The organism is Mesorhizobium sp. WSM4808 (genome assembly GCF_055811675.1).
The window spans coordinates 356,580-382,422 of the sequence record NZ_JBVVQX010000004.1 but is presented as its reverse complement, the minus strand read 5'-3'; the positions used below and the strand labels follow the sequence as shown (position 1 = coordinate 382,422).

The window sequence follows — 25,843 nt, the reverse complement described above, 5'->3', positions numbered from 1 at the left end:
TTTATTAATCCAGGCCCCAAAATTGGGGCCCTTTTTGGGGCTAGCTACATCAATCCAAAAAACCCCTTACGTGCGGCGGGTCAAACCACAAACCCGCCCCGCACTTCAGAACTTTTCCCGAAAAGTGGTTTCCCTTTACCGGGGCATGCGGTAGACCGCGCTCCCCAGCCAAATGGCAGACACAAACAATTCGGTTCGGCAGCGCAGCCCGTCCCCGGGCAGCGCGCGATTTCTCGGCGCCTGTCGGCTCGCCGACGACAAATACAGGAACTTGTCATGCGACCAGCCTTCGGCGGCATCGACTTCGGCACTTCGAACTCCACCGTTGGCGTGGTCCGCAACGGGCAGCCGCGCCTCGTCGCCTTGGAGGACGGCCAGGTGACACTGCCCAGTGCCGTGTTCTTCAACTTCGAGGACAACCGCACCTGCTTTGGCCGTCACGCCATCGCCAACTACACCGACAGCATCGAAGGCCGGCTGATGCGTTCGCTGAAGAGCGTGCTCGGCAGTTCGCTGGCCCATGAAAAGACCCGCATCAAATCGCGGTCGATCGGCTTCATGGACATCGTCGGCATGTTCCTCGGACATCTCAAGATGAGGCTGGAAGCAGATGCCGGCGATACGGTCGAGACCGTCGTTCTTGGCCGGCCGGTGCAATTCGTCGACGACGATGCCGAGGCCGACGCGAAGGCGCAAAGCGAACTCGAGAACGCCGCCCGTGGCCAGGGCTTCAAGCACATCGCTTTCCAGTTCGAGCCGATCGCGGCGGCGCTCGACTACGAACAAAAGGTGACATGCGAGGAACTGGCGCTGATCATCGATATGGGCGGCGGCACGTCGGACTTCTCGATCGTGCGCGTCTCGCCGCAGCGCTCCCGCTCGCTCGACCGCAAGGACGACATCCTGGCCAGCCGAGGCGTCCATATCGGCGGTACGGATTTCGACCGGCTGCTGAGCATCGCCCATGTGATGCCGCAACTCGGCTATTTGACGCCGACCAAGGACGGCAAGCGCAATCTGCCGGCAAGCTACTTCATCGACCTCGCGACATGGCAGCGCATCAACCTGGTCTACACCGCCAAGGCGATGACGCATCTGCGCCAGATCCGCTACGAGGCCGAGCGCGCCGACCTGGTCGACCGTTTCATCCACATCGTCGAACACCGCTATGGACACGCGCTGGCCGCACTTGTCGAAAAAGCCAAGATAGAGCTGACCGACAGGTCATCCGCAGAGGTCGTGGTGAAGCTGCCGGGTGCGGAGTTCGCCGCCGAAATCACGCGCAACGGGCTGGATGCCACGATCGCCAGGGACATCGAGCGGGTCACGGCGACGGTAGCGCAGACCATCCGGGACGCTGAGGTGAAGCCATCCGATATCACCGCGGTGTTCCTGACCGGCGGATCGACCGCGATCCCGCTGGCAAGGCGAGAAATCCTGTCGCTGGTGCCGCAGGCATCCGTCATCGAAGGCGACATGTTCGGCTCGGTCGGACTTGGCCTGGCGCTGGATGCGCAGCGAAAGTTCGGTTGACCGGGTCCATTGATATTCAGGATGCCGGCCTGCAAGTGGCTGATACCTGCGCTTCCGGTGCTCACGTACTTTAAGTACGCTCCGCTCCGGTTCTCGGCATCAGCCATTTTCGACTCGGCCTGACCTGAATCTCAGCGAACCCTCACCGTTGATCCGACGTACCCAGATGCGCCTTGAGCGCCATCTGGGCCAGGCTTGCCTGGCGATCGCGATGGGTGATCATGGCGAAGTCGCGTTTCGGCAAGTCGAGCGGCACCGATTTGAGACTGCCTTCGGCGACGGCGCGCGCCACGACAAGTTCGGAAATGATGGTGGCGCCGGCCCCCGCCTCGACGGCCTGGCGAATAGCTTCATTGCTCGGCAGCACCAGGAATATCTGGAGGTCGGCGAGCGAAATCCCTTCGTGGCGCGCCAGATCCTCCAGCACCTCGCGCGTACCCGAACCACCCTCGCGGATGATCCAGCGCAGGCCCGTGATGTCAGGGCGGCCGGGCGCGATTTCGGGGATCTCCGGATGCGCGCTGGCAACCACCAGCATCAGCCTGTCGACGTCGACCTTGGTGCGGCGCAATATGTCGGACTCGGTGCGCCCCTCCACCAGGCCGAGATCCGCCGCGCCATCGAGGACATTGGCCTCGACCTGCCTGGTGTTGCCGATGGAGACGCTCAGCCTGACGGCCGGATAGGCTTCGTGGAAGGAAGCCAGCCGGCGCGGCAGCCAGTAGCTGGCGATGGTCTGGCTGGCGGCGATCGAGAGGCTGCCGGTGACGGTCTGCGAGACATGCTCCAGCACATTGCGCGCGGCGGCGGCCCGCTCGAGCACGGCCTTGGCCTCCGGCAGGAACCGGTGGCCGGTCTGGGCAAGCTCGATGTTGCGGCCGACGCGGTTGAACAGATGGACGCCGTGCTGTTCTTCAAGCGCCCGGATGGCGGCCGATGCGGCCGACTGCGAAATGCCCAGCAATTCCGCCGCCTTGGTCATATGGCCGCGCTCGGCGACGGCGACGAAAATGCGCAACTGGTCCAGGGTCATGTCTGTATTAAGAATCAATATCGATCGAATTTACAAGAACAACTGATTAGACGGATCGATAGCTTTATTCTAAGTTTCCTCGTGAAGTTAGAAAAAATTCGCCGAGAGATCGCAGAGAGCAGAATGATCGGGCGGTTCAGATCCCTGCTTGCGCATTGGACCCGCGGCATAAGACGGCGGCTGGCCGGTGATCGCTACCACCCGGAAGAGCATTACATGCGCGGCCCCGGACCGAAGACGCGGGCCAAATCCATGGGCCGTACAGGCGCCACCGGATCATGATGCAGGGACCGCCGCGCGGCGCGAATTCGGCACCATCGCAACGCCCGCTTGCCGACACGCGGGCGCCTGACGAAGGCGACGGCGTCGACACCTCGCCTGATGTTTCCGACAGCATCGCCAAGACGACCTGCTACATGTGCGCCTGCCGCTGCGGCATCGACGTGCACATCAAGGATGGCAAGGTCCGCTACATCAACGGCAACAAGGACCATCCGGTCAATCGCGGCGTGATCTGCGGCAAGGGCAGCTCCGGCATCATGCAGCACTACAGCCCGGCAAGGCTGAAGAAGCCCTTGCTGCGCAGCGGGCCGCGCGGCTCCGGCGAGTTCCGCGAGATCGAGTGGGAAGAGGCGTTTTCGATCGCGACGGAACGGCTCTCGGCCATCCACCGGACCGATCCCAGGAAGCTGGCCTTCTTCACCGGCCGCGATCAATCCCAATCCTTGACCGGCTGGTGGGCGAGCCAGTTCGGCACGCCGAACTTTGCCGCCCATGGCGGCTTCTGTTCGGTCAACATGGCGGCCGGTGGTCTCTATACGATCGGCGGTTCGTTCTGGGAGTTCGGTGAGCCCGACTGGGACAACACCCGGTATTTCATGCTGTTCGGCGTCGCCGAGGATCACGATTCCAACCCGATCAAGATCGGCCTCGGCAAACTCAAGGCGCGCGGCGCCAAGGTCGTCTCGATCAACCCGTGCCGCACCGGCTACAATGCCATTGCAGACGACTGGATCAGCATTCGGCCCGGCACCGATGGGCTGTTCGTGTTCGCGCTCATCCACGAATTGCTCAAGGCGGGCCGCGTCGATCTCGATTATCTGCTGCGCTACACCAATGCCCATGTTCTCGTCGTGCAGGAGCCGGGTGCCGCCGATGACGGGCTGTTCGTGCGCGACGCCGACGGAAATCCGCTGGCGTGGGACAGGGTTGCGAAGACGCCTGTCGGCGCCACCGATGCCGGTGCGAAGCCGGCACTGACGGGCAGCTTCACGATCGGCGGGCGCCACAGCGTCCCGGTGTTCCAGCTCATCGCCGACCGCTACCTCGATGAGAGCTATGCGCCGGACGCGGTCGCCGAGCGCTGCGGCATTGCCGCCGATACGATCCGCAGGATCGCCGCCGAACTTGCGCATGTCGCCTTCGAACAGACGATCGAGTTGCCGATCGCGTGGACCGATTGGGCCGGGCGCCGGCACGAGACGATCAAGGGGCGGCCTGTCTCGATGCACGCCATGCGCGGCATCTCGGCCCATTCGAACGGCTTTCACACCTGCCGCGCCATCCATCTCCTCCAGGTGTTGCTGGGCACGGTGGATGTCCCTGGCGGCTTCCGTTTCAAGCCGCCCTACCCCCGCTCCGCTCCGCCCGGTCCCAAGCCAGCCGGCAAGACCGTCAAGCCGATGACGCCGCTTGACGGCATGCCGCTCGGTTTCGTCTGTGGGCCGGACGATCTTTTGGTCGATGAGGCCGGCACGCCGCTTCGCATCGACAAGGCCTATTCCTGGGACGCACCGCTGGCGGCACACGGCCTGATGCACACCGTCATCCGCAATGCCTGGGACGGCGACCCGTACCCGATCGATACACTGATGATGTATATGTCGAACATGGCGTGGAATTCCTCGATGAACACCGTCGAGACAATCGCCATGCTGACCGACCATGACGATGCGGGCAACTACAAGATCCCCTTCATCATCTATTCCGATGCCTATTATTCCGAGACCGTGCCGTTCGCCGACCTCGTGCTGCCCGACACCACCTATCTTGAGCGGCATGACTGCATCAGCCTGCTCGACCGGCCGATCAGCCATGCCGACGGACCCGGCGACGCCATCCGCCATCCCGTCGTCGAACCTGATCGCGACGTCCGGCCGTTCCAGTCGGTGCTGATCGAACTCGGCGCGCGGCTCGGCCTGCCCGGTTTCATCAATGAGGACGGCGCGGCCCAGTACCGCGATTATGCCGACTACATCGTCAACCATGAGCGCACGCCCGGCATCGGCCCGCTCGCCGGCTGGCGCGGCAAGGATGGGACCTCGACCGGCAGGGGCGAGGCCAACCCGGACCAGCTGCAGCGCTACATCGACAATGGCGGCTTCTGGCACCACGATTTCGCCGACGACCAGCGCTACTACAAGATGGCCAACCGCTCTTATCTCGATTTTGCGGTGCAGATGGGCTTTATCCCCAAGGCCGAGCCGATCGTCTTCCAGCTCTATTCCGAGCCGCTGCAGCGTTTCCGTCTGGCCGCGCGTGGGCACGGTCGCGTCTTGCCGCCGGCGGCTGATCGCCAGCGCATCGAGACCTATATGGACCCGCTGCCGTTCTGGTACATGCCCTTCGAGGAAGCGGTCGTCGACCTTGGAAAATATCCGCTGCATGCGCTGACGCAGCGGCCGATGCATATGTACCATTCCTGGGGATCGCAGAATGCGTGGCTGCGGCAAATCACCAGCCAGAATCGGCTGTTCGTGCATCACCGGACGGCAGCTGGCCTCGGCCTGGTCGATGACGACTGGGTGTGGATCGAGAGCATCAACGGCAAAGTGAAGGGGCAGATCAAGCTGATCGACGGGGTGAACGAAAGCACGGTCTGGACCTGGAACGCCATCGGCAAAAGGCGCGGCAGCTGGGGGCTGAAGGACGATGCGGCGGAATCCAACCGCGGCTTCCTGCTCAACCACATCATCGGCGACCAGACCTCGGCCGACGCTCAGGGCAAACGCTATTCGAATTCCGATCCGGTCACCGGCCAGGCGGCGTGGTTCGATTTACGCGTGCGCATCGTCAAATGCGCAGCGGAAGAAGCCGGCTTCACCGAGCCGCAGTTCGAACGTTTCCAGCAGCCGCCGCATTTCGAACCCTCGCCCGACAGACTGACTTCCGGCGCTGAATTCCGCCGGGCAAGAGAGGCGGCAAAATGACATGTCTGCCAAGTCAAAGCGGCAAGAAGCTCGGCCTCGTCATCGATCTCGATACCTGCGTCGGCTGCCAGGCCTGTGTCACCGCCTGCAAGGAATGGAACACCGGCGGCCACATGGCGCCGCTGACCGACATCGACCCCTATGGCGGCCATGTCGACGGCGTCTGGTTCAACCGCGTGCACGCTTACGAGCACACCACCGAGATGGGCGGACGGACGGTGAACTTCCCGCGCTCCTGCCTGCATTGCGAGACGCCGGCCTGCGTCACCGTCTGCCCGACCGGCGCCTCCTACAAGCGGGCCTCGGACGGCATCGTGCTGATCGACGAGGACAAGTGCATCGGCTGCAAATTGTGCAGCTGGGCCTGTCCTTACGGTGCACGCGAATTCGACACCGATGTCAGGGTGATGAAGAAGTGCACGCTGTGCGTCGACCGCATCTACAATGACAATCTGGCCGAGGAAGACCGCGTGCCGGCCTGCGTCGCCGCTTGCCCGACCAGCGCCCGGCATTTCGGCGACCTAGGCGATCCCCTGTCGGCTGTCTCGCAACTGGTGGCGGAGCGTGGCGGCGTCGACCTGATGCCTGAGCTCGGCTATCGCCCAACCAACAAATATCTGCCGCCGCGCGCCCACAGCAAGCGCGCCGCATCGGTGGCCGCGCCGGCATTGGAACCGGTGCGGGCCGAAGGCGGTTTCCTCGGCTGGGTCGACCGCATGCTTTCGAACTAGCCCATGCATCCGGCCTTCTCCGTCGTGTTCTTCACCACCGCCACCGGTGCGGGCTACGGCCTGCTCGCGCTGCTGGGCGTGCTCGGAGGCTTCCAGTTCATCCCCCCCGATTTCTGGCTGGGCTTCATCGGCATGGGGCTGGCACTCGGCCTGATCGTGGCCGGCCTGTTGTCCTCAACGGGTCATCTCGGCCGCCCCGAACGCGCCTGGCGGGCGTTCTCGCAGTGGCGCAGCTCATGGCTGTCGCGCGAAGGCGTCGCCTCGGTCATCACTTTCATTCCGGCGGGACTGTTCGGCATCGGTTGGATATTCTTCGGCAAGACCGATGGCTGGGCCGGCATCGCCGGATCTCTGGCCGCCATCGGCGCAATCATCACCGTCTGCACCACCGGCATGATCTATGCGTCGCTGAAGCCGATCGCCCAATGGCACAGCCACTTCACCCTGCCCGGCTACCTCATCTTTTCGGCGATGACCGGCAGCGTGCTGCTGAACGCGCTGCTGCAGGGCTTTGCGCTTGGTTCGAAGGTGCAGCTGGCGGCTTGCCTGCTGCTGACCTTGTTCGGCTGGGGCTGGAAGCTGGCGACCTGGCGCCACAACGACCAACTGGAAATCCCGACCACCGCCAACACCGCGACGGGGCTGGTCGGCGGCACGGTGCGGTCGCTGGAATGGCCGCATACCGAGGAGAATTATCTGCTCAAGGAAATGGGCTTTCGCATCGCGCGCAAGCACGGCGCGCGGCTGCGCCAGATCACGCAGCTTCTGGCCTTCGCGTTGCCCTTGGGGGTGCTCGCCATTGTGTTCGCCCTGCCATGGCCGCTGGCAGCGTTGCTGTCGGTACTTGCTGCTGCAATCCAGTTCGCCGGCATGCTGGTCGAACGTTGGCTGTTCTTCGCCGAGGCGAAGCACACGGTTACGCTCTACTATGGCAGGTAAGGCTGTTTAGCCCGGCCGCAGCATCGAGCCGGAAATGGCAAAGATGCGTTGGGCGCCCAGCATATAAGCCATCAGCGTGTCCAGCCGGAACAGCCCGGCATAGGCGCGGTCGAGCACGTTGAGCGAACCGGTATAGGCGCCGAAGGCCGGCATGATCATGCGGCCGCCATCGCCGGCAAAGCAGCGCCGCCTCACCGAGCGTCCCTGCTGGACTATGCGGGCGCAGGGATGCAGATGGCCCGCTATTTCGCCTTCGACACGCTGCTTCGACGGCTCATGCCGGAACAGCAGCGAGCCTATAGCAAGTTCACGCACCGTTTCGCCGGGGAGATCGGCTGGCGCTTCCGGGTCATGGTTGCCGGCGACCCAGAACCAGTCTCGGCCTGATATCAGCGCTTCCAGCCGCTCGCGGAAGCTTGCATGCATACGCTGGGCGCCGCCGCCATCGTGAAAGCTGTCGCCCAGGCTGATGACGATCGACGGCTGGTAGTCTGATATCACGGCCTGAAGCCGCAACAAGGTCGCGCCGGTGTCGTAGGGCGGGATCAGCGTGCCGCGGCGTGCCAGCGACGAACCCTTTTCCAGATGCAGGTCGGACACGGCCAGAAGCCGCAGATCCGGAAAATAAAGCACGCCGCGCGGGTCGCAGACGGCGCGCTCGCCTGATATGCCGACAAGGTCGGCCTCGGCAATCAGCGATGTGCGCGCCAGCGAAAAATTCATTCCTCAGCCATTTCCGGCCCCATGGCCTCCTCGACCAAAGTCGCCGCATCCATCAAAAGCGTTTCATCGGCTTCGCCATGGACCGGCATCTTGCCGATCTCGAGCATGATCGGCACGGCGAGCGGCGATATCTGTTCGAGTGCCTTATGCACGATTCGACCCTGGATGCGCGAGAGCATGTCGGCAAGTCTGCTGACATCGAGCAGGCCGGTGGCCGCATCGGCACGTGTCGCCTGAAGCAGGATGTGGTCCGGTTCATGGCTGCGCAGCACGTCGTAGATCAGGTCGGTCGAGACCGTGACCTGGCGACCACTCTTTTCCTGGCCCGGATGGCGTTTCTCGATCAACCCCGAAATCAGCGCGCAATTGCGGAAGGTGCGTTTGAGAAGCCAGCTGTCGGCCAGCCAGGCTTCGAGGTCATCGCCCAGCATATCCTGGTCGAAAAGGGCGCCAAGCGAGGGCTTCCTTGCTTTGAACATCGCGCCCATGTCGCCCAATGACCATATCGCCAGCGCATAGTCGGTGGCGACAAAGCCGAGCGGCCTGGCTCCTGCCCTGTCGAGACGGCGGGTGAGCAGCATGCCGAGCGTCTGGTGCGCCAGCCTGCCCTCGAACGGATAAGCCACCAGATAATGGCGGTTGCCTCGTGGAAAGGTCTCGATCAGCAGGTCATCGCGTTTGGGCAGCACCGATTTGTCGGCCTGGAATCGCAGCCAGTCGGCGACCTGCTCGGGCAGCTTCTTCCATCGCTGCGGGTCGTCCAGCATGATGCGGACCTGTTCGGCGAGATAGGTCGAAAGCGGGAACTTGCCGCCACCATAGTAAGGCACCTTGGCATCGCTGCCGGGCGCGTTCGAGACGAAGCATTCATTCTCGCGGATGCCTTCGAAGCGGAGAACCTTGCCGGCGAACATGAAGGTGTCGCCATGCGTTAGCGTTTCGAGGAAGGCCTCCTCGATCTTGCCGAGAACCCTGCCGCCGCGCGACGCCGCGCCCTTGCTGCCCGCTTGCACATAGCGCACGTTAAGCGCCGGCACCTCGATGATGGTGCCGACATTCAGCCGGTATTGCTGGGCGATACGAGGATTGGACACCCGCCAGAACCCATCCTTGTTCAGGCGTATGCGGGCGTAGCGCTCGTAATTCTTGAGCGCATAGCCGCCGGTGGCGACGAAATCGATGACGCGGTCGAATGTCGTCCGGTCGAGGCTGACATAGGGCGCAGCCGTACGCACTTCCTCGAACAGGTCATCGGCACGGAATGGCGCGCCGCAGGCGCAGCCGAGCACATGCTGGGCCAGCACATCGAGCCCGCCATCGATCAAGGGAGGCGTGTCCTGCGCGCCGAGATAGTTGGCGTCGAGGGCGGCCCGGCATTCCAGCACCTCGAAGCGATTGGCGGGAATGAGGATCGCCTTGGACGGCTCGTCCATGCGGTGGTTGGCGCGGCCGATGCGCTGCGCCAGCCGGCTCGCCCCCTTCGGCGCACCGACATGCACAACCAGATCGACATCGCCCCAGTCGATGCCGAGGTCGAGCGTCGAGGTGGCGACGATGGCGCGCAGTGCGTTTTCCCCCATCGCCTTTTCGACGCGCCGGCGCTGGGCGACGTCGAGCGAACCGTGGTGCAGCGCGATCGGCAAAGTGTCCTCGTTGACCCGCCACAATTCCTGGAACAGCAACTCCGCCTGGCTGCGCGTGTTCACGAACAGCAGGGTCGTCTTGTGGCGCTTGATCTCGCGATAGATTTCCGGCGTGGCGTAGCGCGCGGAATGTCCCGCCCAAGGCACGCGCTCTTCGGAATCGAGGATGGAAATCTCCGGTTTAGCTCCCCCGGTGACGACGATCAGTTCGGCCATGCTATGGCCGGTCGGACCCTTGGGCGGATTCTGGCTGACCAGCCAGCGCCGCAACTCGTCCGGTTCGGCCACCGTCGCTGACAGGCCGATCGTCTGCAGGCCGGGGACAAAGCTGCGCAGCCGCGCCAGGCCGAGCGCCAGCAGATGCCCGCGTTTCGACGTCACCAGCGAGTGCAACTCGTCGAGCACGACGTAGCGCAGATCCTCGAAGAAGCGTCTTGCATCGCCTGCCGCAATCAGCAGCGCCAGTTGCTCGGGCGTGGTCAGCAGGATGTCGGGCGGCACCAGCTTCTGGCGCTGGCGCTTGTGGGCGGGAGTGTCGCCGGTGCGCGTCTCGATGGTGACGGGAAGGCCGATTTCCTCCACCGGCTTGCCGAGATTGCGCTCAATATCGACGGCAAGCGCCTTCAGCGGCGAGATGTAGAGCGTGTGGATACCGCGACGCGCCTGGCCCGGCTTTCTCTTGGGCCGGTTGGCCAGTTCAGTGAGCGAAGGCAGGAACCCGGCCAGCGTCTTGCCGGCACCGGTCGGCGCAATCAGCAGGACTGATTGCCCGGCCTGGGCTTTCGCCAGAAGTTCGATCTGATGGGCGCGCGGCGACCAGCCTTTCTCGCCAAACCATCTGAGGAATGGTTCGGGCAGGGCCACGGCGGCATTCTGTTCGGCAAGGCGCGGCTGCTCTGTCACCCGCCAGAGGTAGCGCGACGGCACGCGAACGCCAAGGAAAATCGGAACAAAAGGTGATCGAGGTGAGCTTTCCTCGCCCCGTTTACGGGGAGAGGATGCCGGCAGGCAGGTGAGGGGCAGCGCGAACCTTCAAATGCTGGCACTGCCCCTCATCCGCCCTTCGGGCACCTTCTCCCCGTGAACGGGGCGAAGGAAGAAAGGCTACGGCCTCCTGAACCCGGTCGGACCGCCGTAAAGATATCCGATGCGGGCGACGGCGTCCTTCAGTCCTTCGCGCGACACCAGCATGGTGTGGCCGTTGGCGTGGATCATCGTGTCGGCGTCGGTCATGACGGCGACATGGCCCTTCCAGAACACCAGATCGCCGCGTCGCAACCCGGAGAAATCAGGTCCCGGTTCGAGCGGCTCGCCAAGTGTCGCCGCCTGCATGTCGGAATCGCGCAGCACGTCTCTGCCGGCCATGCACATCGCCAATTGCACCAGACCCGAACAGTCGATGCCGAAACCGGAAGTGCCACCCCAGAGATAGGGCGTGCCGAGAAACGCTTCGGCAACTGCGACATAGTCGGAGGCAGCTTCACTGAGCGGCCGCAGATGACCTGCAATCAGCGTCTCCCCGGAAGGCAGGACCGCATAGTGCGTACCGCGTGTCTCGGCGGCCTCCGTCACCGTCACCGTCGATCCCATCGACAATTGTCCGGCGATTGGAAAGCGCAGATCCGGCCCGGGGTAGAGGAAGGTGCGCGGCACGCAGACGATGTGCGTCGGCGCATGGTCCCGTTTGCCCAGCATCGTGTCGGCGACGTAGCCGACATAGCCGTCGCGTTCGGCCTGGACCCACGCCCAGCCCTCAGCGACATCGAAGACCAGGACATCGTCGCCGAACAGCGCTTGCGTGTTGACGCCGGCGTCCGGCCGCGGCGCCTTGCGCATATCGGCCACTGACGCGGTGACCCGCGCCGGCCGGCCGGCGACGAAGCGCTCGGCGGTGACCTCGCCCTTCAGCCTTGCATCGGCGAGGTCGGAGCGAAAAGCGTGAAGGCGGGCATCCCTGGCAGTCAAATCGAACACTCTGTTGAAAAGGTAATGCGCTCACATCGGCAGTTCGAGCGCCTTGGCGATGATACCATCGCCGAAGCGCTCGACAAAGAGCGCGCCCTCGACCGTGCGCCTGATCAGAACATTGCGCTTGTCGAGTTCGTCGCGATGGCGCGACACAAGTTTCAAAGCGCCCATCGTGTCGAGGGCGCGGGTGATCACCGGCTTGGTGACATTGAGGCGCGCGGCGAGCCCGCGCACGGTGTGTGGCGGCGGATCGAGATAGATGGTGAACAGGATTGCCGTCTGGCGCATGGTCAGATCGGGCGCGTCGTCGCGCACCTGTGACAGCATCACTTGCTGCCACAGTCGCAAGGCCTGGCTCGGGCGCATAGCAATCGACATCGCGCCAGCATGACGGCAAATTGTTTCGGTTCCGTTTCAGTCGAGGCAATTTTGCCGGCTCCGCCTGCAACCGTCAGCCGTAGCGTTTCGCGATGATCCGCTCCAAGGCGCGGATGCCTTGTGCCTCGCCGCCGGCGGGGCCATGCGGACGATCGGCCGGGTTCCAGGCGAAGATGTCGAAATGCGCCCAGCCCTCGGTCTTTTCGACGAAGCGTTTCAGGAACAGCGCCGCCGTGATCGAGCCGGCGAAACCGTCTGATGTGACATTGTTGATGTCGGCAATTTTCGACGACAGTTTTGCATCATAGGGCCGCCACAGCGGCATGCGCCACAGAGGGTCCTCGGCCGCGACGGAAGCCGCCGCAAGATCGGATGCCAGCGCTTCGTCACTTGTGTAGAACGGCGGCAGATCGGGGCCGAGCGCGACGCGGGCAGCCCCGGTCAGCGTCGCCATGTCGACCAGAAGCTGCGGCTCCTCCTCGTCGGCCAGCGCCAGCGCATCGGCCAGCACCAGCCGCCCCTCGGCATCCGTATTGCCGATCTCGACAGTGATGCCCTTGCGGCTCGCAAGCACATCTCCGGGCCGGAAGGCGTTGCCGGCAATCGAATTCTCAACCGCGGGAATGAGCACGCGCAGCCGCACATTCAGCCCGGCAGCCATGATCATCGAGGCAAGGCCAAGGACATTGGCAGCACCGCCCATGTCCTTTTTCATCAACAGCATGCCGGACGATGGCTTGATGTCGAGACCGCCCGTGTCGAAGCAGACGCCCTTGCCGACCAGGGTCACCTTCGGCGCCCCTTGCTGCCCCCATCGCATATCGATCAGGCGCGGCGCGCCGGCCGACGCACGGCCGACAGCATGGATCATCGGGAAATTCCGTTCGAGGAGATCGTCACCCTTGACCACCGAGACTTCGGCCTTGTGCCTGGCGGCCAGGGCCCGCACCGCCTGCTCCAAATCTTCCGGACCCATATCGCTGGTCGGCGTGTTGACCAGATCGCGTGTCAGGAAGACGCCATCCGCAATGCGGCGAACGCGCCCGGCATCGACGCCTGCCGGCAGGCCGAAGCGCAGCGCCCTGCCTGACTTCTTGCCGTAACGGGTGAAGACATAGCCGCCGAGCAGCAGCGCGGTCGCCGCGAGGTCCGGCTCGGCCGGCGCCGAGGCGAAATGCCAGTCGCCTTCCGGCAAGGCTTTCGACAGCGCGCCAAAGGCGAGCGCGCCTTCGCCATCGCCGATACCAAACAAGGCGCCGCCGAGCGCCCCGTTTTCGCCGGGCACGACCAGCGTCCTGCCTGCCTCGCCGGAAAAGCCGTTGGCCCTGGCCCAGACGACAGCGGCCGGCGCAAGGCCGGCCGCGTCCAGACCGTCCCTGGCGACCAGATGGACCGGCAGCGCGCCCGGCAATGTCTTCCCGACGAGTTCGACAGGCATGCGATGTTCTCCGTGTGAGTCGCCGTTCTTAACCGTCCGTTAGGGTTAACAGAATATTTCTGCGGGAGGGAAGACGGCCACGCAATGGCCGCGCATGAATGGAGGCTTAGGTGGCCATGCCGACCAACCGCAGGATCAACGCCAGGGGAAAACGGCTCATCACCACGGCCCTTGTGCTGGCGCTGGCGGCGGGCGTCGCCGGCTGCGGAACCGACAAGATCTCCACCGGCTCTATCGCACGCACCAGCGGCAAACCGCTGGAAAGCATGTCGGCCGGGGAACTGCACAATGCCACCGGCGCACTCGGCCAATCCTACGCGAAGAACCCCAACGACAAGCGGATCGCGACGAATTATGCGGCGGCATTGCAGATGGATGGCGACGCCGATCAGTCGCTGGCCGTGATGCGCAAGCTCGCCATCGCTTTGCCCAAGGATCGTGACGTTCTTGCCTCCTACGGCAAGGCGCTGGCCGCCAATGGCCAGTTCGAGGCGGCACTCGACGCCGTGCGCCGCGCTCAAACACCGGAATATCCCGACTGGAAGCTGGTGTCGGCCGAAGCGGCCATCCTCGACCAGACCGGCCAGAAGGACGATGCGCGCCAGCTTTACCGCAAGGCGCTCGACCTCAAGCCGAACGAGCCTTCCGTGCTCTCCAATCTTGGCATGTCGTATGTGCTGGAAGGTGACCTGCGCACCGCCGAAACCTATATGCGCTCGGCCGCGCAGCAGCCGAATGCGGACAGCCGCGTCCGCCAGAACCTGGCACTGGTCGTCGGCCTGCAAGGCCGTTTCGACGAGGCCGAGAAGATCGCCTCGCAGGAACTGTCGCCCGAACAGGCGCAGGCAAATGTCGCCTATCTCAGGCAGATGCTGGCCCAGCAGAATGCCTGGAGCCAGCTCAAGGACCAGGACAAGCCGAAATCCGCGACCAACTGAGACCACAATCCCACCAACCTCAAACGAAGAAGCCGCGCTGCATGCGCGGCTTCTTCGTTTGAGGGAATGCAGGAATTTGCCTTACCGCTACTGGGCGTTTGTTGCCGGCGCCGCATGATCGCCGAAGATACCGCGCTGGCTGACCTGAATGCCGGCGGGACCCAGGATGATGGCGAAGAGCACCGGCAGGAAAAACAGGATCATCGGCACTGTGAGCTTTGGCGGCAGGGCGGCCGCCTTCTTCTCGGCCGCATTCATGCGCATGTCGCGGCTTTCGGCGGCAAGCACGCGCAGTGCATGCGCCACCGGCGTGCCGTAACGCTCGGCCTGGACGAGCGCCTGCGACACCGACTTGACCGAATCCAGCCCGGTGCGGCTTGCCAGGTTCTCGTAGGCCTGCTTGCGCTCCGGCAGATAGGAAAGCTCGGCGTTGGTGAGGATGAACTCTTCCGCCAGCGCCACCGATTGCGCGCCGATCTCGTCGGCGACCTTGCGCAGTGCCGCTTCCACCGACATGCCCGATTCGACGCAGATCAGCATCAGATCGAGCCCATCCGGCCATGCCATCTGGATCGACTGCTTGCGCTTGGTGGCGCGGTTGTTGACGTAGATGACCGGTGCGTAGAAGCCGCCGTAAGCAACGAGGACGCAGACGAACAGCCTGATGACCAATGGCTTGTCGGGCAGTCCTCCGAGCGCGAAGATGTAGATTGCGGCCAGCGCGAAACCGACGAAAGGAAGTACGAGACGGAAGAAAAGAAACCGCGTCAGCGGATTCTGTCCACGAAAGCCGGCCACCTTGAGTTTCTGCAAGGTGCCTTCATCGGCGAGCGCGCGTCTCAGATCCAGCCGGTCGACAATGTTGCGCATGCCGACCGACTGTTCCTCGCGCAAGCCCTTGCGACGGCGGTCGGCCTCGACCGCAAGCCGGGCGCGCTGTTGCGCACGCAGTTCGTCGCGTTCCAGCGCAACGGATTTCATGCGTGATTTGAGCTGGTTTCCGCCAAACGCCGGAAGCAAGGTGAAGACGGTCGCAAACACCGCTATCGCGACCAGCATCGCGATCAGGAAGCTCGGATCCGTCAGGGTCTTGATGACTTGCTCGGTCATGCCAGCATCCTAGACTTCGAAGTTCATCATCTTGCGCATCACCAGGATGCCGATCGACATCCAGACCGCAGAGCAACCAAGGATCAGGTTTCCGACGCTGGTGTTGAAGAGCGGCATCAGGTAGGCCGGGCTCGACAGGTAGACGAGAAAGGCGACGATGAAGGGCAGCGCACCGATGATCGCGGCGGACGCCTTCGCTTCCATCGACAGCGCCGCGACCTTGGCTTTCATCTTCTTGCGATCGCGAAGCACGCGCGAAAGATTGCCCAGCGCCTCGGAGAGATTGCCGCCGGCCTGCGACTGTATCTGGATAACGATGCCGAAGAAGCTTGCCTCGGTGCAAGGCATGGTTTCAGGCATGCGCAAGGTCGCGTCGGGGATAGAGAGGCCCATCTGCTGTGAATCGACGATGCGGCGAAACTCGGTCTTCACGGGTTCGGGCGATTCGTTGGCGATCAGGCGCACGGCGTCGTTCAGCGGCAGGCCGGATTTGACCGCGCGCACGATGATGTCGAGCGCGTTTGGAAATTCGTTGAGGAATGCCTTGACCCGGCGGGCGCGACGAAACGTGACGAACCAGCGCGGCAGGCCCAGCCCCCCGGCCAACAGCACGCCCGGCAAGGCGATCAGCGGGGCTCCGGCCACAAAGGCGACAATCGTCAAAACGATGCCGCATACGGCGGAGTATATATAGAAACGCTCGATGGTGGTCTTGAGGCCGGCTTGGCGAAGCTGGGCTTTCAGCGGCGGTTTCTTGACGCGGCTGTCCTTGGTTTTCTGCTTGGCGTCGAGTTCGTTGAGCGAATCCTGAACCGATTTGCGCCGCTTGACGGCTTCCGCCACGCGGTCACGCGAGGCCTTGACGACGGAGCGATCCGTCTCGGCGGTCCTGATCGTTTCGAGCCGCTTGCCGACCTGTTTTTCATTGCTGATCCGGGTGAACAGACATGCATAGGCGACGGCGCCGGCGCTGAAGCCGGCGAGCACGACAAACGCCAGTACTGTGCCGTCAATTCCAAACATTGGCCCGAACCCTTACACCCCAGCATGCGTCAGTCAGCGCGTTTCTCCATCGCCTCGAGCGCAATGGCGAGACGCTGCTCCTCGCCGTAATAGCGTGCGCGCTCCCAGAAATGCGGACGGCCGATGCCCGTCGATACGTGCTCACCCAACAGCCTGCCGTTGGCGTCCTCACCCTTGATGTTGTAAAGGACGATATCCTGCGTGATGATGACGTCGCCTTCCATCCCGATCACCTCGGTGATGTGGGTGATGCGGCGCGATCCGTCGCGCAGGCGCGCCGCCTGGATGATCACGTCGATGGAACCGACGACGATTTCGCGCACTGTCTTCTGCGGCAGCGAATAGCCGCCCATGGCAATCATGGATTCGATACGGTTCAGGCATTCGCGCGGGCTGTTCGAGTGGATCGTGCCCATCGAGCCGTCATGGCCGGTGTTCATCGCCTGCAGAAGATCGAACACCTCGGGTCCGCGCACTTCGCCGACGATGATGCGCTCTGGCCGCATGCGCAGACAGTTCTTGACCAGGTCGCGCATCGTCACCTCACCCTCGCCCTCCAGATTGGGCGGGCGGGTTTCGAGGCGCACCACATGCGGCTGCTGCAATTGCAGCTCGGCCGAGTCTTCGCAGGTGATGACGCGCTCCTCGCGGTCGATATAGTTGGTCAGGCAATTGAGCAGCGTGGTCTTGCCCGAACCGGTGCCGCCCGAGATCACGATGTTGCAGCGAACACGACTGATGATCTTGAGAACTTCGGCGCCCTGCGGCGAGATGGCGCCGAACTTGACCAGCTGATCGAGCGTCAGCTTGTCCTTCTTGAATTTGCGGATGGTGAGCGTGGCGCCATCGATGGAGAGTGGCGGCGCGATGACGTTGACGCGGGAGCCGTCGGGAAGGCGCGCGTCGCAGATCGGGCTGGATTCGTCGACGCGGCGGCCAACCTGGCTGACGATACGCTGGCAGATGTTGAGGAGCTGCTGATTGTCACGAAAGCGGATACCGGTCTGTTCGACCTTGCCGTTGACTTCGATGTAGACGTTCCTGGAGCCGTTGACCATGATGTCGGCGATGTCGTCACGGGCGAGCAGCGGCTCGAGCGGCCCATAGCCGAGCACGTCGTTGCAGATGTCCTCGAGCAGCTCTTCCTGCTCGGCGATCGTCATTGCGAAGTTCTTGATCGCGATGATGTCGTTGACGATATCGCGGATTTCCTCGCGCGCACTTTCAGGATCAAGCTTGGAAAGCTGCGACAGATCGATGGTGTCGATGAGCGCGGAGAAGACCTGACTCTTGGTATCGTAATAAGTTTCGCTCTTTTCGCGCTGTGCCCGCTTCGGCTCAGGCGCCAATGGCGGTGCCTCGACGGCACGGCGCGCCGGCGGCGCGACAGGCGCGCTTGGCGCCGCCGCGGGCCGGGTCAGAACCGCCGTGTCCATGGAACTTGCAGCCGGCGGCGCAACCGGCGCCGGTGCTGGCTGGCGAAATTCCGGCGTGAACCGGTTGCCGTCGTCGCTGCCTCTTTTACCAAACATGATCGACTACCGGTTCCACTGCTGAAGCGTCACTTCTTGTTGCGCGAGAGCTTGCCGAGCAGGCTGCCGAGCCCGGCCTTCTTCTTGGCCTTGATTTCGCTGCGCCCGGTCAGCACATGCGCCATTTCGTTGATCATCGCGACAACCGGGTTTTTGGCATCCATTTCGCCAAGCATGCGACCGTTGTTGGCGGCATTGCCGAACAGCAACGGATCAAAAGCAATGATCGACATCGGTGACAGGCCGAGCGGCTCGGCGAAATCTGACGGCGAAATCTCCGGGCGCTTCGGCACGCCGGCCTGGTTGATGATCAGCTTGGGCGGCGGATCATTGGGACGAAGCCGCTTGAGCATATCGACCAGGTTCTTGGTGTTGCGCAGATTGGCGAGTTCCGGTGTCGCGGTGATGACGATCTCATCGGCCTTGACCAGGGTGTTCTTGGTCCAGCCCGTCCAGGCATGGGGGACGTCGAGCACCAGAAGCGGCACGCTGCGCTGGGCGGTGTCGATCAGCTGAACGAAGGCCTCGGGATCGAAATCATAGACCCGTTCGAGCGTCGAAGGCGCTGCCAACAGCGACAGATGCTCGGCGCACTGGGTCAGCAGCCGGTCGAGATAGACTTCATCGATGCGTTCCGGAGAAAACACCGCCTCGGCGATGCCTTGCGCCGGATCCTGGTCGAAATTGATGTTGGCGGTGCCGAAAGCCAGATCGAGATCGGCGACGACCACTTCGGATTTGAACAGCGAGGACATCGCCCAAGCCACATTGTGGGCGATCGTCGAGGAGCCGACACCGCCCTTGGCGCCGACAAAGGCGATCGAGCGGCCGAGCGGCTCGGCTTCCGGATCGATGAAAATCGACGACACCACGCTGACGATGTCGGCCATCGAGACCGGAGCGATCACATATTCGGAAATGCCGTTGCGGATGAGCTCGCGGTAGAGGCCGACATCATTGTAGTGGCCGATCACCACCACCTTCGACGTCGGATCGCAATATTCCGAGAGCTGGGCGAGTTGTTCCAGCAATTGCTTGGGCTCGCTGCGCGATTCCAGCAGGATCAGGTTGGGCGTCGGCGCCGATTGGTAGAATTCGATGGCGGTGGGAACGCCGCCCATATGGACCTTGAGATGCGCCTTTGTCATACGGCGGTCCTCGCCGGCGCGCTCGACCGGATTGGCAACACCCTCGGTCTCGCAGAATGCCTGGATCGAGATGCGCGGGATCGGCCGCAACGCCTGCATCGCGGCGATGTCCTGCTGCGAGGTATCGCTGCCGTCTACAGGAGTGTCATAGGCCAGATTGTTCATGTTCGTGTACTCCGAACTGCGATCGTTAGTAGCTAACTTCGCCTTCTGCTTCCCAATCAAAGAAGGGTTGATTTCGGTACCCATCGATGACTTTCCCACGCTGCTCGGCGTCGATAGGTGCCTGCTTGCGCGGTCCGAGCAGGTCGGCCGGATTGGCCATCTGGGCGGCGAGGTTGTTCTGATACGAGCAGCCGAAATCGGCGTAGTGCTTGTTTTCCGAGGTCTCCACCAGATCTTCGGGCCAACGCCCGCATTTGTCGGTCTGAGCTTTCACCGAGATATAGGCGACGCGAATCGGGGCCGAGGCTTCGGCGGAAGCGGACTGATAAGAGGTCATGACAATCCGGTTGCGCTTGATGCCGCTGGCAACCGCCAGCCTGACAAAATCGCGGCTGGCAGCGGCCGCCGCGATCTCGTTGGCCGAGCCGACAGGGATAGCGATCGTCACCGCCGGAGCGGCGCTCCTGTCGTAGCCGTCGAGAAAGCCCGAAAGCGTGTCACGCTGAGAGCCCGTCATGCCACGGTCACCGGCGCCCACCGGCAGGTCTATCTTCTGGTTCTTCTCCGCGATCACGATCGGATGGTTGGTGCGATAATCGTCCGGGATGGCGCCGACCGTGATGCTGTCGCGCTGGGCGCAGCCGGTGAGCAGCGCCGCCACCGCAACCGCCAGGACAGGAACGAACCGCCGGCAGACCTGCGAGCGGCCAAAGCGCATCGGTGCGGCGATGGTGCTTGCCTTCAATGCTGACTGAGACATGTCCGCTTCCCCGCTCACTTGTAGATGAAGCCGACGACGCCGTGGTAGCGGCCGTTGGGCTTGTCGGTCTGCATGGTGCCGTAGACGCGATTGACTCGGCCAAGGAACATGGCAGCGCCATCGCTGGCGGCGTTGAAATTGTCGTCCGGCTTGGCAAGGTCGTTGCGCGCCACCGGCTTCACCAGATAGGGCGTGATGATGATGACGAGTTCGGTCTCGTTGCGCACGAAATCTCTGCTGCGGAAGAGCGCGCCGAGCACCGGGATCTTTGTCAGCCCGGGCAACCCGTTGACGGCTTGCCTGACATCGTCGCGAACCAGGCCGGCGATCATCATGGAGCCGCCCGAGGGGAGTTCAACGGTCGTATCGGCAAGACGTTTGCGCAGCGACAGGGCATTCATGCCGGGGCTCGTCACGCCTGAGGAGAGCGATACGGACCCCTCGGTTGTCGGCTCGGAAACCGACGTCCTAACTTTCAGGCTTATGCGACCGGGAGACAACACCACCGGCTGGAATTCCAGGCCGATGCCGTACTCGATCTTTTCGATGGTGTAGGTCTTCAGGCCGGTCTGGTTGTCCTGCGATACGTTTGCTGAGACACCTGAAACCATATTGTATTCACCGCCGACCTTGAAGGTCGCCTTCTCCCCGGATACGGCGGTCAAGGTCGGCTCGGCCAGGGTTTTCATGACCCCGGACTGCTCCATGGCGTTGACATAGGCCTGCAGCGCCGACGAGCCGATCTGAAAGCCTGAATTCGACAGCTGCTTGCCGAGACCGGTGAAATTGTCGCTGAGCGCACCGTAGCTGATGCCGTTGCTGCCGCCGCTGCCGACCATGTTGACGCCGAGCTGCTTCATCACGGAGCGGCTGACTTCGGCGACCGTGACCTTCAGCGTGACCTGGTCGTCGCCAATGATCTGCAGCAGGTTGACGATCTTGCTGGTGCGGCGCTCCTGGTCCGGGTTGTCGATGTCGACACCGCTCTGGGCCGAACCGCCGGCTGCGGTCTGCGAATATTGTCCTGTCGTCGCTTCACCACCCGAAACGAAGATCGTCGCCAGGTCGACCGCGCGCTTTGCGTCCAGCGGCGTGTCGACCGTTCCAGTCAGGACGACGTTGTCATTCAGAAGTTCCACCTTGATGGCCGACGTCGGCAGGAAGCGTCTGATATAATCCTCAAGACCGGCAACGTCGCGTTCGACCGCCAGGTCCAGGCTGACGATCTGCTCGCCATTCGGGCCGAAGACAAAGATGTTCGTCTCGCCGACCGACTTGCCGAACAGATAGATGCGCCTTGCAGTGCGGGTCACCGCATCGGCAACCGCCGGGTTGGCCACGAGAATGTCGTAGGCATCGCTCGGCAGGTCGATGACCACCGACTTGTTGAGGCCGAGTTTGACACGCTGGGTGGCCGTCGATGCCGTGACCTGCGCGTTCTTTGCCTCGACAACGCTGCCTTGCACATTCGTTCCGACGAGCAGCAGGCCGAATGCCGCGGCTACGATTGCCGGCAGTTTGCCACCTAGCTTCATTTCCTTGCTCCCACTTCGGAAACTTCACCCGATTTGATCAGCCTCACCGTTCCTCTGCGGCCATTGCCGGAAACGAGATAGTCCGCCTCACCCAGATTTTTTTCCTGCGTGTCCGCGACCGCCCGCAACGCCAGGGTCAGGCGATCCGCCATCTGCTGGGCGACGGTGATGATCTCCGCCTGCTTGGGCGTCAGTTCCAGCGTGGCGGTCTGGCCTACCCTGGTCTTCTTGCCTTCCTCGTCCTCCTGAATGGTCTGGTCGATGGCCAGGACACGGATGTTCTTGAGGATGGTCTCGGTGTTGAAGCCGGCGGCGCCGCCGGCGGCATCGGCCCTGCGGGTCATGATGACGTCGACGAAATCGTTGGGAAGAATGAAGCCCCCGGCCGACGTATCGGCCGAGATGGCCGTGGCGACCGCCCGCATACCGGAAGGCAGGATCGACGACATGAAGCTCTGGCCCTCGCCGATCAGCTTGGACCGCCGCAGCGGTTCTCCGGCATACATCGCCACACGGGCAACGGAACTCTTCAGCTTGTCCAGTGCCTCGGGCTCGGCGGTGCGGGTGATGAAATTCGCGTTGACGCCGTCGGCGGGCCAGGATTGCCAGGCGATGTTGTTTTGGATCGGGCTGCCCATCGGAACGTCGCCTGAAAGCACAAGCACATCCTGGAGTGCCACCGCCGGGGCCTGAGGGCCGGAATCGACGACGACCTGGGGCGGCGGTGCCACCATGTTCTTCGCGACATATCCAGCGCCACCCGCCGCGGCCACCGCCACGCTCAGAATTATCAATCGCGATGCTGGCATTTGTCCGAACCCTTGCCCTGGCAAACCACGTAGCCAGGCCGGACTTTGCAGCGGCAATCGTCAAAACAAGGTTAATGTAATGCTTACGATCGTGATTAATTTAAGGTTTACATAAATTAGCCGGAATGTGGCCTGACCGGCCAAAATGGCCGGGCCAGCCCTGTTCAGAACGGGGTTTCGGCAATGCTGACAGACAATAAAATAAAATAAGATCGCGCTCAGGCCGCCAGCCTGGCAACCGCCCATGCCATCAAGGGCGAATCCGGATAGGTCAGCAAGCCGCCAAGGCCGAGCGCGACACCGTATGGAACACCTTTTGCCTCGTCGGCGAAATGGCGCAGAAACGGATTTTGGCCGGTAACGGCCGCAAGCAGCGACTTCCGGTAGAGGATGATCGCCAGCGTCAGCAGGCCGCCGATGATTGTCGAGGCGACAAGATACTCCACGAGATTGACATTGAGGCCCATCCACATCGCGGTGGCGGCCAGAAGCTTGGCGTCGCCGCCGCCCATGCCGCCCATCGCAAACAGGCCGAACGTCACGGCCAGGACCAGGGCGCCGGCGGCGAAATGTCCGCCATAGGCCGCCCAGTCCATGCCTGTCAGGGGCGCGACCAGCGCAAAAACGGCGACAAGCAGCACCGGCACGCGATTGGCGATCGTCATCGACAGCATGTCGGAGATCGCGGCAAACAGCATGCAGAACGGAAAAACGACGAAGATCAGGGCTTCAAGCATCGGCGCCACGCCTATTGTCCGATTTCATGGGGCTCAATCTAAGCATGTTCGATTAACGATTGATGAGGCTAGGAACGAAAGACGACCTATATCGCCAGCGGCATAGAAAAAGGGCCGCCACGCGGCGGCCCTTTTCCAGAACGCAATCTAAATGCTCGGCGATAAGCCGATCAGCTGCCGCTCGGCGTGCCGTTCAGGGTGCTGCCGATGTTGGTGAACTTGGCGTTCAGCGCATTGCCGAGCGTGCCGGCGCCAGTGATGATGGCGAGCGCGATGAGAGCGGCGATCAGACCATATTCGATCGCGGTCGCGCCGGATTCGTCCTTCACAAAACGTGCGATGAGATTAGACATTCGAGAGCTCCTACTCCACGTGTTACAGCACTTCCGTCAACTTCTGTGATGGTTGATCGGATGCTGCCAATCTAGGGAGAAGCTCTTTCGATCGGCTTAAGAAACAGCCTTACCGATTCCTTTCCCGGTTCGAACATATTGCGTGGTTAACCTCGGGCTAATGTATCGCTGAGCCTTCCAGACCGGATTTGGTAGGCTTGCGACCCGACCGGACCGCGCGTCGCGGGCGCCCTTGGCGGCCATTGCACGATTGGCAACATCGCATGCTTAACCGTTGGTTCACCAATCTCGTTCATGTTCCGTTGATCAGTCCGCCTGCGTGGAGCGCCTCAATGGCCCAGCCGAGATCGTCAATCCTGATTGCCGCGCTTCTTGCCGTCTCGAGCTTCGTCGCGCCCGCCATGGCCGGCGCCGGCATCGAGGTCACGATGAACCAGGCCAAGATCGTCAAACTGTCGCGTCCCGCAGACACCATCGTGGTCGGCAACCCGGCAATCGCCGACGCTTCGGTGCAGGACGCTTCGACGATCGTGCTCACCGGCAAAGGCTTCGGGGTCACCAATCTGGTCGTGCTCGATACGGACGGCAGCCCCATCGTGGACGAGCAGGTTACCGTGGTGCGGCAAGCCGCCTCGTCCGTGCGCATTTACCGGCGCGCCGAAATCCAGACGATGTCGTGCACACCCTATTGCGAAAGCTCATACAAGAGCGAGGCGGAAAAGTCTTCGGAAGCGGAGATGAGCGTCAGCCGATAGGTGGCGTTGCCGACTGCCGTTCCGGTTATTGTCTGGTTAAGAGGCCTGCGCCGACTTTAACGATCATCCAAACCGGACCTCAATCGGTTTGCGCTAGTGCTCCTTCCGAGACCGCATAGAGATCGGCAGGATCGGACATGAGCAAGGAATTCGGCCGCGCAGGCGACCACAGGGTGAGACGCCCAAGGTTTTTCGCCCGCTTCCTTCGTGACCGGCGCGGCGCCACGGCAATCGAATTCGCGATCCTTTCAGTCCCCTTCGCGCTGCTTGTCTTTGCCATTCTGGAAAGCTGCATCTCGTTTGCCGGCCAGGAGGTGATGGCCAACGTCACCGACGATGTAGCGCGCAAACTGCGCACCGGCCAGTTGAGGGCGGCTGACGTTGCCGGAACCAATTTGCGGGACATGATCTGCACGAAACTGCAGATCATCGTCTCCCAGGATTGTCCCAATCAACTGCTGGTGGATCTTCGCCAATATACATCGTTCGCCGATGCGGCCACGGCAGGCTTCAAGATCCAGAACGGCGATGTCGTACTGACGAAAGGCACCGCAACCCAATCGTTCTCAGTGACAGCGGGTGCGGCGGAGTCGAGGAACATGCTGCGGGTCTTCTACAAGTGGCCGATCATGACCGACCTCATGGCGCAGTCGATGGGCGGCAACAAGACGCTGCATTTCGCATCGGTGACCTGGCAGAACGAGCCGTTCGACAACTGAGCGGAATGCACGAGCAGTATAAGAAAAGGGTAATGGGCATGATGCGTGCGGGGGCACATCTTATGATTACGGGAGTTTGGCGGAAAGCAAGTCGATTCTGGTCCGATCGGCGTGGCATCGCGGCGGTTGAATTCGCGTTGATCATGCCGATTCTGCTGATCATGTACTTCCTCACGATGGAAGCGTCGCAAGCCATCGAGACCAGCAAGAAGGTCAGCCGTATCGGCAGCATGGTGGCCGATCTCGTCACCCAGCAGACGAACGTCGCCAAGGCGGATGTCGACGCCATCATGCAGATCGGCAGCGTCACCCTTCAGCCCTACAACCGCTCAGACCCGACCATTACCATCACGGCAATCCAGGTCTCGGCCGATGCGACGCAGGCACTGGTGGTCTGGTCTCGCAAATTGGTCGCTGGTGTCGCCAGCGCGGGCGCCGCCGCGACCACCGAGACAACGGTCCCAGCGTCGCTCAAGGTCGCCAACACGTTTCTCATTCGCGTCGAAAGCAACCTCGGCTACACGCCGGTCATCGCGTGGAGCGCGAGCAGTCAACAGAAGCTTGGGCTGACCTCGGCTTTCAGCAACATAACCATGGGCGAAACCTATTACCTGCGCCCCCGCAGAAGCATGGCGATCCCTTGCAGCGACTGTTGAACACAGAA

23 protein-coding genes are annotated in these 25,843 nt (G+C 62.7%); 8 read left to right on the top strand and 15 right to left on the bottom strand.

Features of this window, described 5'->3' with window-relative positions:
- The first annotated feature begins 276 nt into the window (after positions 1 to 276).
- Positions 277 to 1,533 (top strand): Hsp70 family protein, encoded by a 1,257-nt coding sequence (locus tag AC0L2U_RS09525; protein ID WP_127267782.1) that lies wholly within the window; start codon positions 277 to 279, stop codon positions 1,531 to 1,533.
- Between the two features lie 142 nt (positions 1,534 to 1,675).
- Here the strand turns inward: AC0L2U_RS09525 and AC0L2U_RS09520 are convergent, their stop codons facing one another.
- Entirely contained in the window at positions 1,676 to 2,566 is an 891-nt protein-coding gene (locus AC0L2U_RS09520; protein ID WP_473601781.1) for a LysR substrate-binding domain-containing protein, read from the bottom strand.
- Positions 2,567 to 2,844: 278 nt separating this feature from the next.
- Between AC0L2U_RS09520 and AC0L2U_RS09515 the strand changes: the two genes are divergently transcribed.
- Genes AC0L2U_RS09515 through AC0L2U_RS09505 form a run of 3 tightly spaced genes read left to right on the top strand, consistent with a single transcriptional unit; the run spans position 2,845 to position 7,445 of the window.
- Positions 2,845 to 5,775 carry a molybdopterin oxidoreductase family protein gene (locus tag AC0L2U_RS09515; protein WP_473601780.1) on the top strand — a complete coding sequence of 977 codons (2,931 nt, stop codon included), beginning with the start codon at positions 2,845 to 2,847 and terminating at the stop codon, positions 5,773 to 5,775.
- Positions 5,772 to 6,506: a 4Fe-4S dicluster domain-containing protein gene (locus AC0L2U_RS09510; protein WP_127807947.1), complete on the top strand. Its 735-nt coding sequence runs from the start codon at positions 5,772 to 5,774 to the stop codon at positions 6,504 to 6,506. The genes AC0L2U_RS09515 and AC0L2U_RS09510 overlap by 4 nt, the downstream gene beginning before the upstream one ends.
- A gap of 3 nt (positions 6,507 to 6,509) precedes the next feature.
- Positions 6,510 to 7,445, top strand: coding sequence for a dimethyl sulfoxide reductase anchor subunit family protein (locus AC0L2U_RS09505; protein ID WP_128287807.1), 936 nt, complete (start codon positions 6,510 to 6,512; stop codon positions 7,443 to 7,445).
- Between the two features lie 6 nt (positions 7,446 to 7,451).
- Here the strand turns inward: AC0L2U_RS09505 and pdeM are convergent, their stop codons facing one another.
- The 5 genes from pdeM to AC0L2U_RS09480 form a co-directional block, all read right to left on the bottom strand.
- Positions 7,452 to 8,168 carry a ligase-associated DNA damage response endonuclease PdeM gene (gene pdeM / locus AC0L2U_RS09500; RefSeq protein WP_127399107.1) on the bottom strand — a complete coding sequence of 239 codons (717 nt, stop codon included), beginning with the start codon at positions 8,166 to 8,168 and terminating at the stop codon, positions 7,452 to 7,454.
- Positions 8,165 to 10,714, bottom strand: coding sequence for a ligase-associated DNA damage response DEXH box helicase (locus AC0L2U_RS09495; RefSeq protein WP_127811262.1), 2,550 nt, complete (start codon positions 10,712 to 10,714; stop codon positions 8,165 to 8,167). The genes pdeM and AC0L2U_RS09495 overlap by 4 nt, the downstream gene beginning before the upstream one ends.
- 201 nt (positions 10,715 to 10,915) lie before the next feature.
- Positions 10,916 to 11,776, bottom strand: a complete 861-nt coding sequence (locus AC0L2U_RS09490) for a C40 family peptidase (RefSeq protein ID WP_473601779.1) — start codon at positions 11,774 to 11,776, stop codon at positions 10,916 to 10,918.
- Between the two features lie 30 nt (positions 11,777 to 11,806).
- Positions 11,807 to 12,157 (bottom strand): MarR family winged helix-turn-helix transcriptional regulator, encoded by a 351-nt coding sequence (locus AC0L2U_RS09485; RefSeq protein WP_013533675.1) that lies wholly within the window; start codon positions 12,155 to 12,157, stop codon positions 11,807 to 11,809.
- A 73-nt stretch (positions 12,158 to 12,230) separates the two neighbouring features.
- Entirely contained in the window at positions 12,231 to 13,595 is a 1,365-nt protein-coding gene (locus AC0L2U_RS09480; protein ID WP_473601778.1) for a leucyl aminopeptidase family protein, read from the bottom strand.
- A 116-nt stretch (positions 13,596 to 13,711) separates the two neighbouring features.
- Between AC0L2U_RS09480 and AC0L2U_RS09475 the strand changes: the two genes are divergently transcribed.
- Complete coding sequence (locus tag AC0L2U_RS09475; RefSeq protein WP_127327785.1) at positions 13,712 to 14,533, top strand: tetratricopeptide repeat protein; 822 nt, start codon at positions 13,712 to 13,714, stop codon at positions 14,531 to 14,533.
- Positions 14,534 to 14,620: 87 nt separating this feature from the next.
- On the opposite strand, the gene AC0L2U_RS09470 is transcribed toward AC0L2U_RS09475, so the two are convergent.
- The 9 genes from AC0L2U_RS09470 to AC0L2U_RS09430 form a co-directional block, all read right to left on the bottom strand.
- On the bottom strand, positions 14,621 to 15,643 hold the full coding sequence (locus AC0L2U_RS09470) for a type II secretion system F family protein (RefSeq protein WP_127807951.1): 1,023 nt from the start codon (positions 15,641 to 15,643) through the stop codon (positions 14,621 to 14,623).
- 9 nt (positions 15,644 to 15,652) lie between these two features.
- Positions 15,653 to 16,666 carry a type II secretion system F family protein gene (locus AC0L2U_RS09465; RefSeq protein ID WP_473601776.1) on the bottom strand — a complete coding sequence of 338 codons (1,014 nt, stop codon included), beginning with the start codon at positions 16,664 to 16,666 and terminating at the stop codon, positions 15,653 to 15,655.
- Positions 16,667 to 16,695: 29 nt separating this feature from the next.
- Positions 16,696 to 18,198 carry a CpaF family protein gene (locus tag AC0L2U_RS09460; RefSeq protein ID WP_127327689.1) on the bottom strand — a complete coding sequence of 501 codons (1,503 nt, stop codon included), beginning with the start codon at positions 18,196 to 18,198 and terminating at the stop codon, positions 16,696 to 16,698.
- 29 nt (positions 18,199 to 18,227) lie between these two features.
- Positions 18,228 to 19,511: a CpaE/TadZ family protein gene (locus AC0L2U_RS09455; protein WP_292632050.1), complete on the bottom strand. Its 1,284-nt coding sequence runs from the start codon at positions 19,509 to 19,511 to the stop codon at positions 18,228 to 18,230.
- A gap of 25 nt (positions 19,512 to 19,536) precedes the next feature.
- Complete coding sequence (locus AC0L2U_RS09450; RefSeq protein WP_256745944.1) at positions 19,537 to 20,271, bottom strand: CpaD family pilus assembly protein; 735 nt, start codon at positions 20,269 to 20,271, stop codon at positions 19,537 to 19,539.
- A gap of 14 nt (positions 20,272 to 20,285) precedes the next feature.
- Entirely contained in the window at positions 20,286 to 21,806 is a 1,521-nt protein-coding gene (locus AC0L2U_RS09445; protein WP_292336156.1) for a type II and III secretion system protein family protein, read from the bottom strand.
- Positions 21,803 to 22,615 carry a Flp pilus assembly protein CpaB gene (cpaB, locus tag AC0L2U_RS09440; protein ID WP_292336155.1) on the bottom strand — a complete coding sequence of 271 codons (813 nt, stop codon included), beginning with the start codon at positions 22,613 to 22,615 and terminating at the stop codon, positions 21,803 to 21,805. Before cpaB ends, AC0L2U_RS09445 begins: the two co-directional genes overlap by 4 nt.
- Positions 22,616 to 22,833: 218 nt before the next feature.
- Positions 22,834 to 23,352, bottom strand: a complete 519-nt coding sequence (locus tag AC0L2U_RS09435; RefSeq protein WP_256745943.1) for an A24 family peptidase — start codon at positions 23,350 to 23,352, stop codon at positions 22,834 to 22,836.
- Between the two features lie 170 nt (positions 23,353 to 23,522).
- On the bottom strand, positions 23,523 to 23,705 hold the full coding sequence (locus AC0L2U_RS09430) for a Flp family type IVb pilin (RefSeq protein WP_063171181.1): 183 nt from the start codon (positions 23,703 to 23,705) through the stop codon (positions 23,523 to 23,525).
- A gap of 332 nt (positions 23,706 to 24,037) precedes the next feature.
- On the opposite strand from AC0L2U_RS09430, the gene AC0L2U_RS09425 reads away from it, so the two are divergent.
- The 3 genes from AC0L2U_RS09425 (at position 24,038) to AC0L2U_RS09415 (ending at position 25,835) form a co-directional block, all read left to right on the top strand.
- The gene (locus AC0L2U_RS09425; protein ID WP_013533687.1) at positions 24,038 to 24,460 is read left to right on the top strand and encodes a pilus assembly protein N-terminal domain-containing protein; all 423 of its coding nucleotides are present in this window, start codon (positions 24,038 to 24,040) and stop codon (positions 24,458 to 24,460) included.
- A 137-nt stretch (positions 24,461 to 24,597) separates the two neighbouring features.
- Complete coding sequence (locus AC0L2U_RS09420; RefSeq protein WP_127268810.1) at positions 24,598 to 25,179, top strand: TadE/TadG family type IV pilus assembly protein; 582 nt, start codon at positions 24,598 to 24,600, stop codon at positions 25,177 to 25,179.
- Between the two features lie 38 nt (positions 25,180 to 25,217).
- Positions 25,218 to 25,835, top strand: a complete 618-nt coding sequence (locus AC0L2U_RS09415; protein ID WP_128287833.1) for a TadE/TadG family type IV pilus assembly protein — start codon at positions 25,218 to 25,220, stop codon at positions 25,833 to 25,835.
- Positions 25,836 to 25,843: the final 8 nt, after the last annotated feature.

Excerpts from the sequence above, each read along its gene's own strand:
- AC0L2U_RS09525 (WP_127267782.1), top strand. The coding sequence starts at position 277 with ATGCGACCAGCCTTCGGCGGCATCGACTTCGGCACTTCGAACTCCACC.
- AC0L2U_RS09430 (WP_063171181.1), bottom strand. The coding sequence starts at position 23,705 with ATGTCTAATCTCATCGCACGTTTTGTGAAGGACGAATCCGGCGCGACC.
- AC0L2U_RS09465 (WP_473601776.1), bottom strand. The coding sequence starts at position 16,666 with ATGTTTGGAATTGACGGCACAGTACTGGCGTTTGTCGTGCTCGCCGGC.
- AC0L2U_RS09480 (WP_473601778.1), bottom strand. The coding sequence starts at position 13,595 with ATGCCTGTCGAACTCGTCGGGAAGACATTGCCGGGCGCGCTGCCGGTC.
- cpaB (WP_292336155.1), bottom strand. The coding sequence starts at position 22,615 with ATGCCAGCATCGCGATTGATAATTCTGAGCGTGGCGGTGGCCGCGGCG.
- AC0L2U_RS09485 (WP_013533675.1), bottom strand. The coding sequence starts at position 12,157 with ATGTCGATTGCTATGCGCCCGAGCCAGGCCTTGCGACTGTGGCAGCAA.
- pdeM (WP_127399107.1), bottom strand. The coding sequence starts at position 8,168 with ATGAATTTTTCGCTGGCGCGCACATCGCTGATTGCCGAGGCCGACCTT.
- AC0L2U_RS09420 (WP_127268810.1), top strand. The coding sequence starts at position 24,598 with ATGAGCAAGGAATTCGGCCGCGCAGGCGACCACAGGGTGAGACGCCCA.
- AC0L2U_RS09520 (WP_473601781.1), bottom strand. The coding sequence starts at position 2,566 with ATGACCCTGGACCAGTTGCGCATTTTCGTCGCCGTCGCCGAGCGCGGC.
- AC0L2U_RS09475 (WP_127327785.1), top strand. The coding sequence starts at position 13,712 with ATGCCGACCAACCGCAGGATCAACGCCAGGGGAAAACGGCTCATCACC.
- AC0L2U_RS09515 (WP_473601780.1), top strand. The coding sequence starts at position 2,845 with ATGATGCAGGGACCGCCGCGCGGCGCGAATTCGGCACCATCGCAACGC.
- AC0L2U_RS09415 (WP_128287833.1), top strand. The coding sequence starts at position 25,218 with ATGATGCGTGCGGGGGCACATCTTATGATTACGGGAGTTTGGCGGAAA.
- AC0L2U_RS09460 (WP_127327689.1), bottom strand. The coding sequence starts at position 18,198 with ATGTTTGGTAAAAGAGGCAGCGACGACGGCAACCGGTTCACGCCGGAA.
- AC0L2U_RS09510 (WP_127807947.1), top strand. The coding sequence starts at position 5,772 with ATGACATGTCTGCCAAGTCAAAGCGGCAAGAAGCTCGGCCTCGTCATC.
- AC0L2U_RS09505 (WP_128287807.1), top strand. The coding sequence starts at position 6,510 with ATGCATCCGGCCTTCTCCGTCGTGTTCTTCACCACCGCCACCGGTGCG.
- AC0L2U_RS09445 (WP_292336156.1), bottom strand. The coding sequence starts at position 21,806 with ATGAAGCTAGGTGGCAAACTGCCGGCAATCGTAGCCGCGGCATTCGGC.
- AC0L2U_RS09425 (WP_013533687.1), top strand. The coding sequence starts at position 24,038 with ATGGCCCAGCCGAGATCGTCAATCCTGATTGCCGCGCTTCTTGCCGTC.
- AC0L2U_RS09435 (WP_256745943.1), bottom strand. The coding sequence starts at position 23,352 with ATGCTTGAAGCCCTGATCTTCGTCGTTTTTCCGTTCTGCATGCTGTTT.
- AC0L2U_RS09455 (WP_292632050.1), bottom strand. The coding sequence starts at position 19,511 with ATGAACAATCTGGCCTATGACACTCCTGTAGACGGCAGCGATACCTCG.
- AC0L2U_RS09470 (WP_127807951.1), bottom strand. The coding sequence starts at position 15,643 with ATGACCGAGCAAGTCATCAAGACCCTGACGGATCCGAGCTTCCTGATC.
- AC0L2U_RS09450 (WP_256745944.1), bottom strand. The coding sequence starts at position 20,271 with ATGTCTCAGTCAGCATTGAAGGCAAGCACCATCGCCGCACCGATGCGC.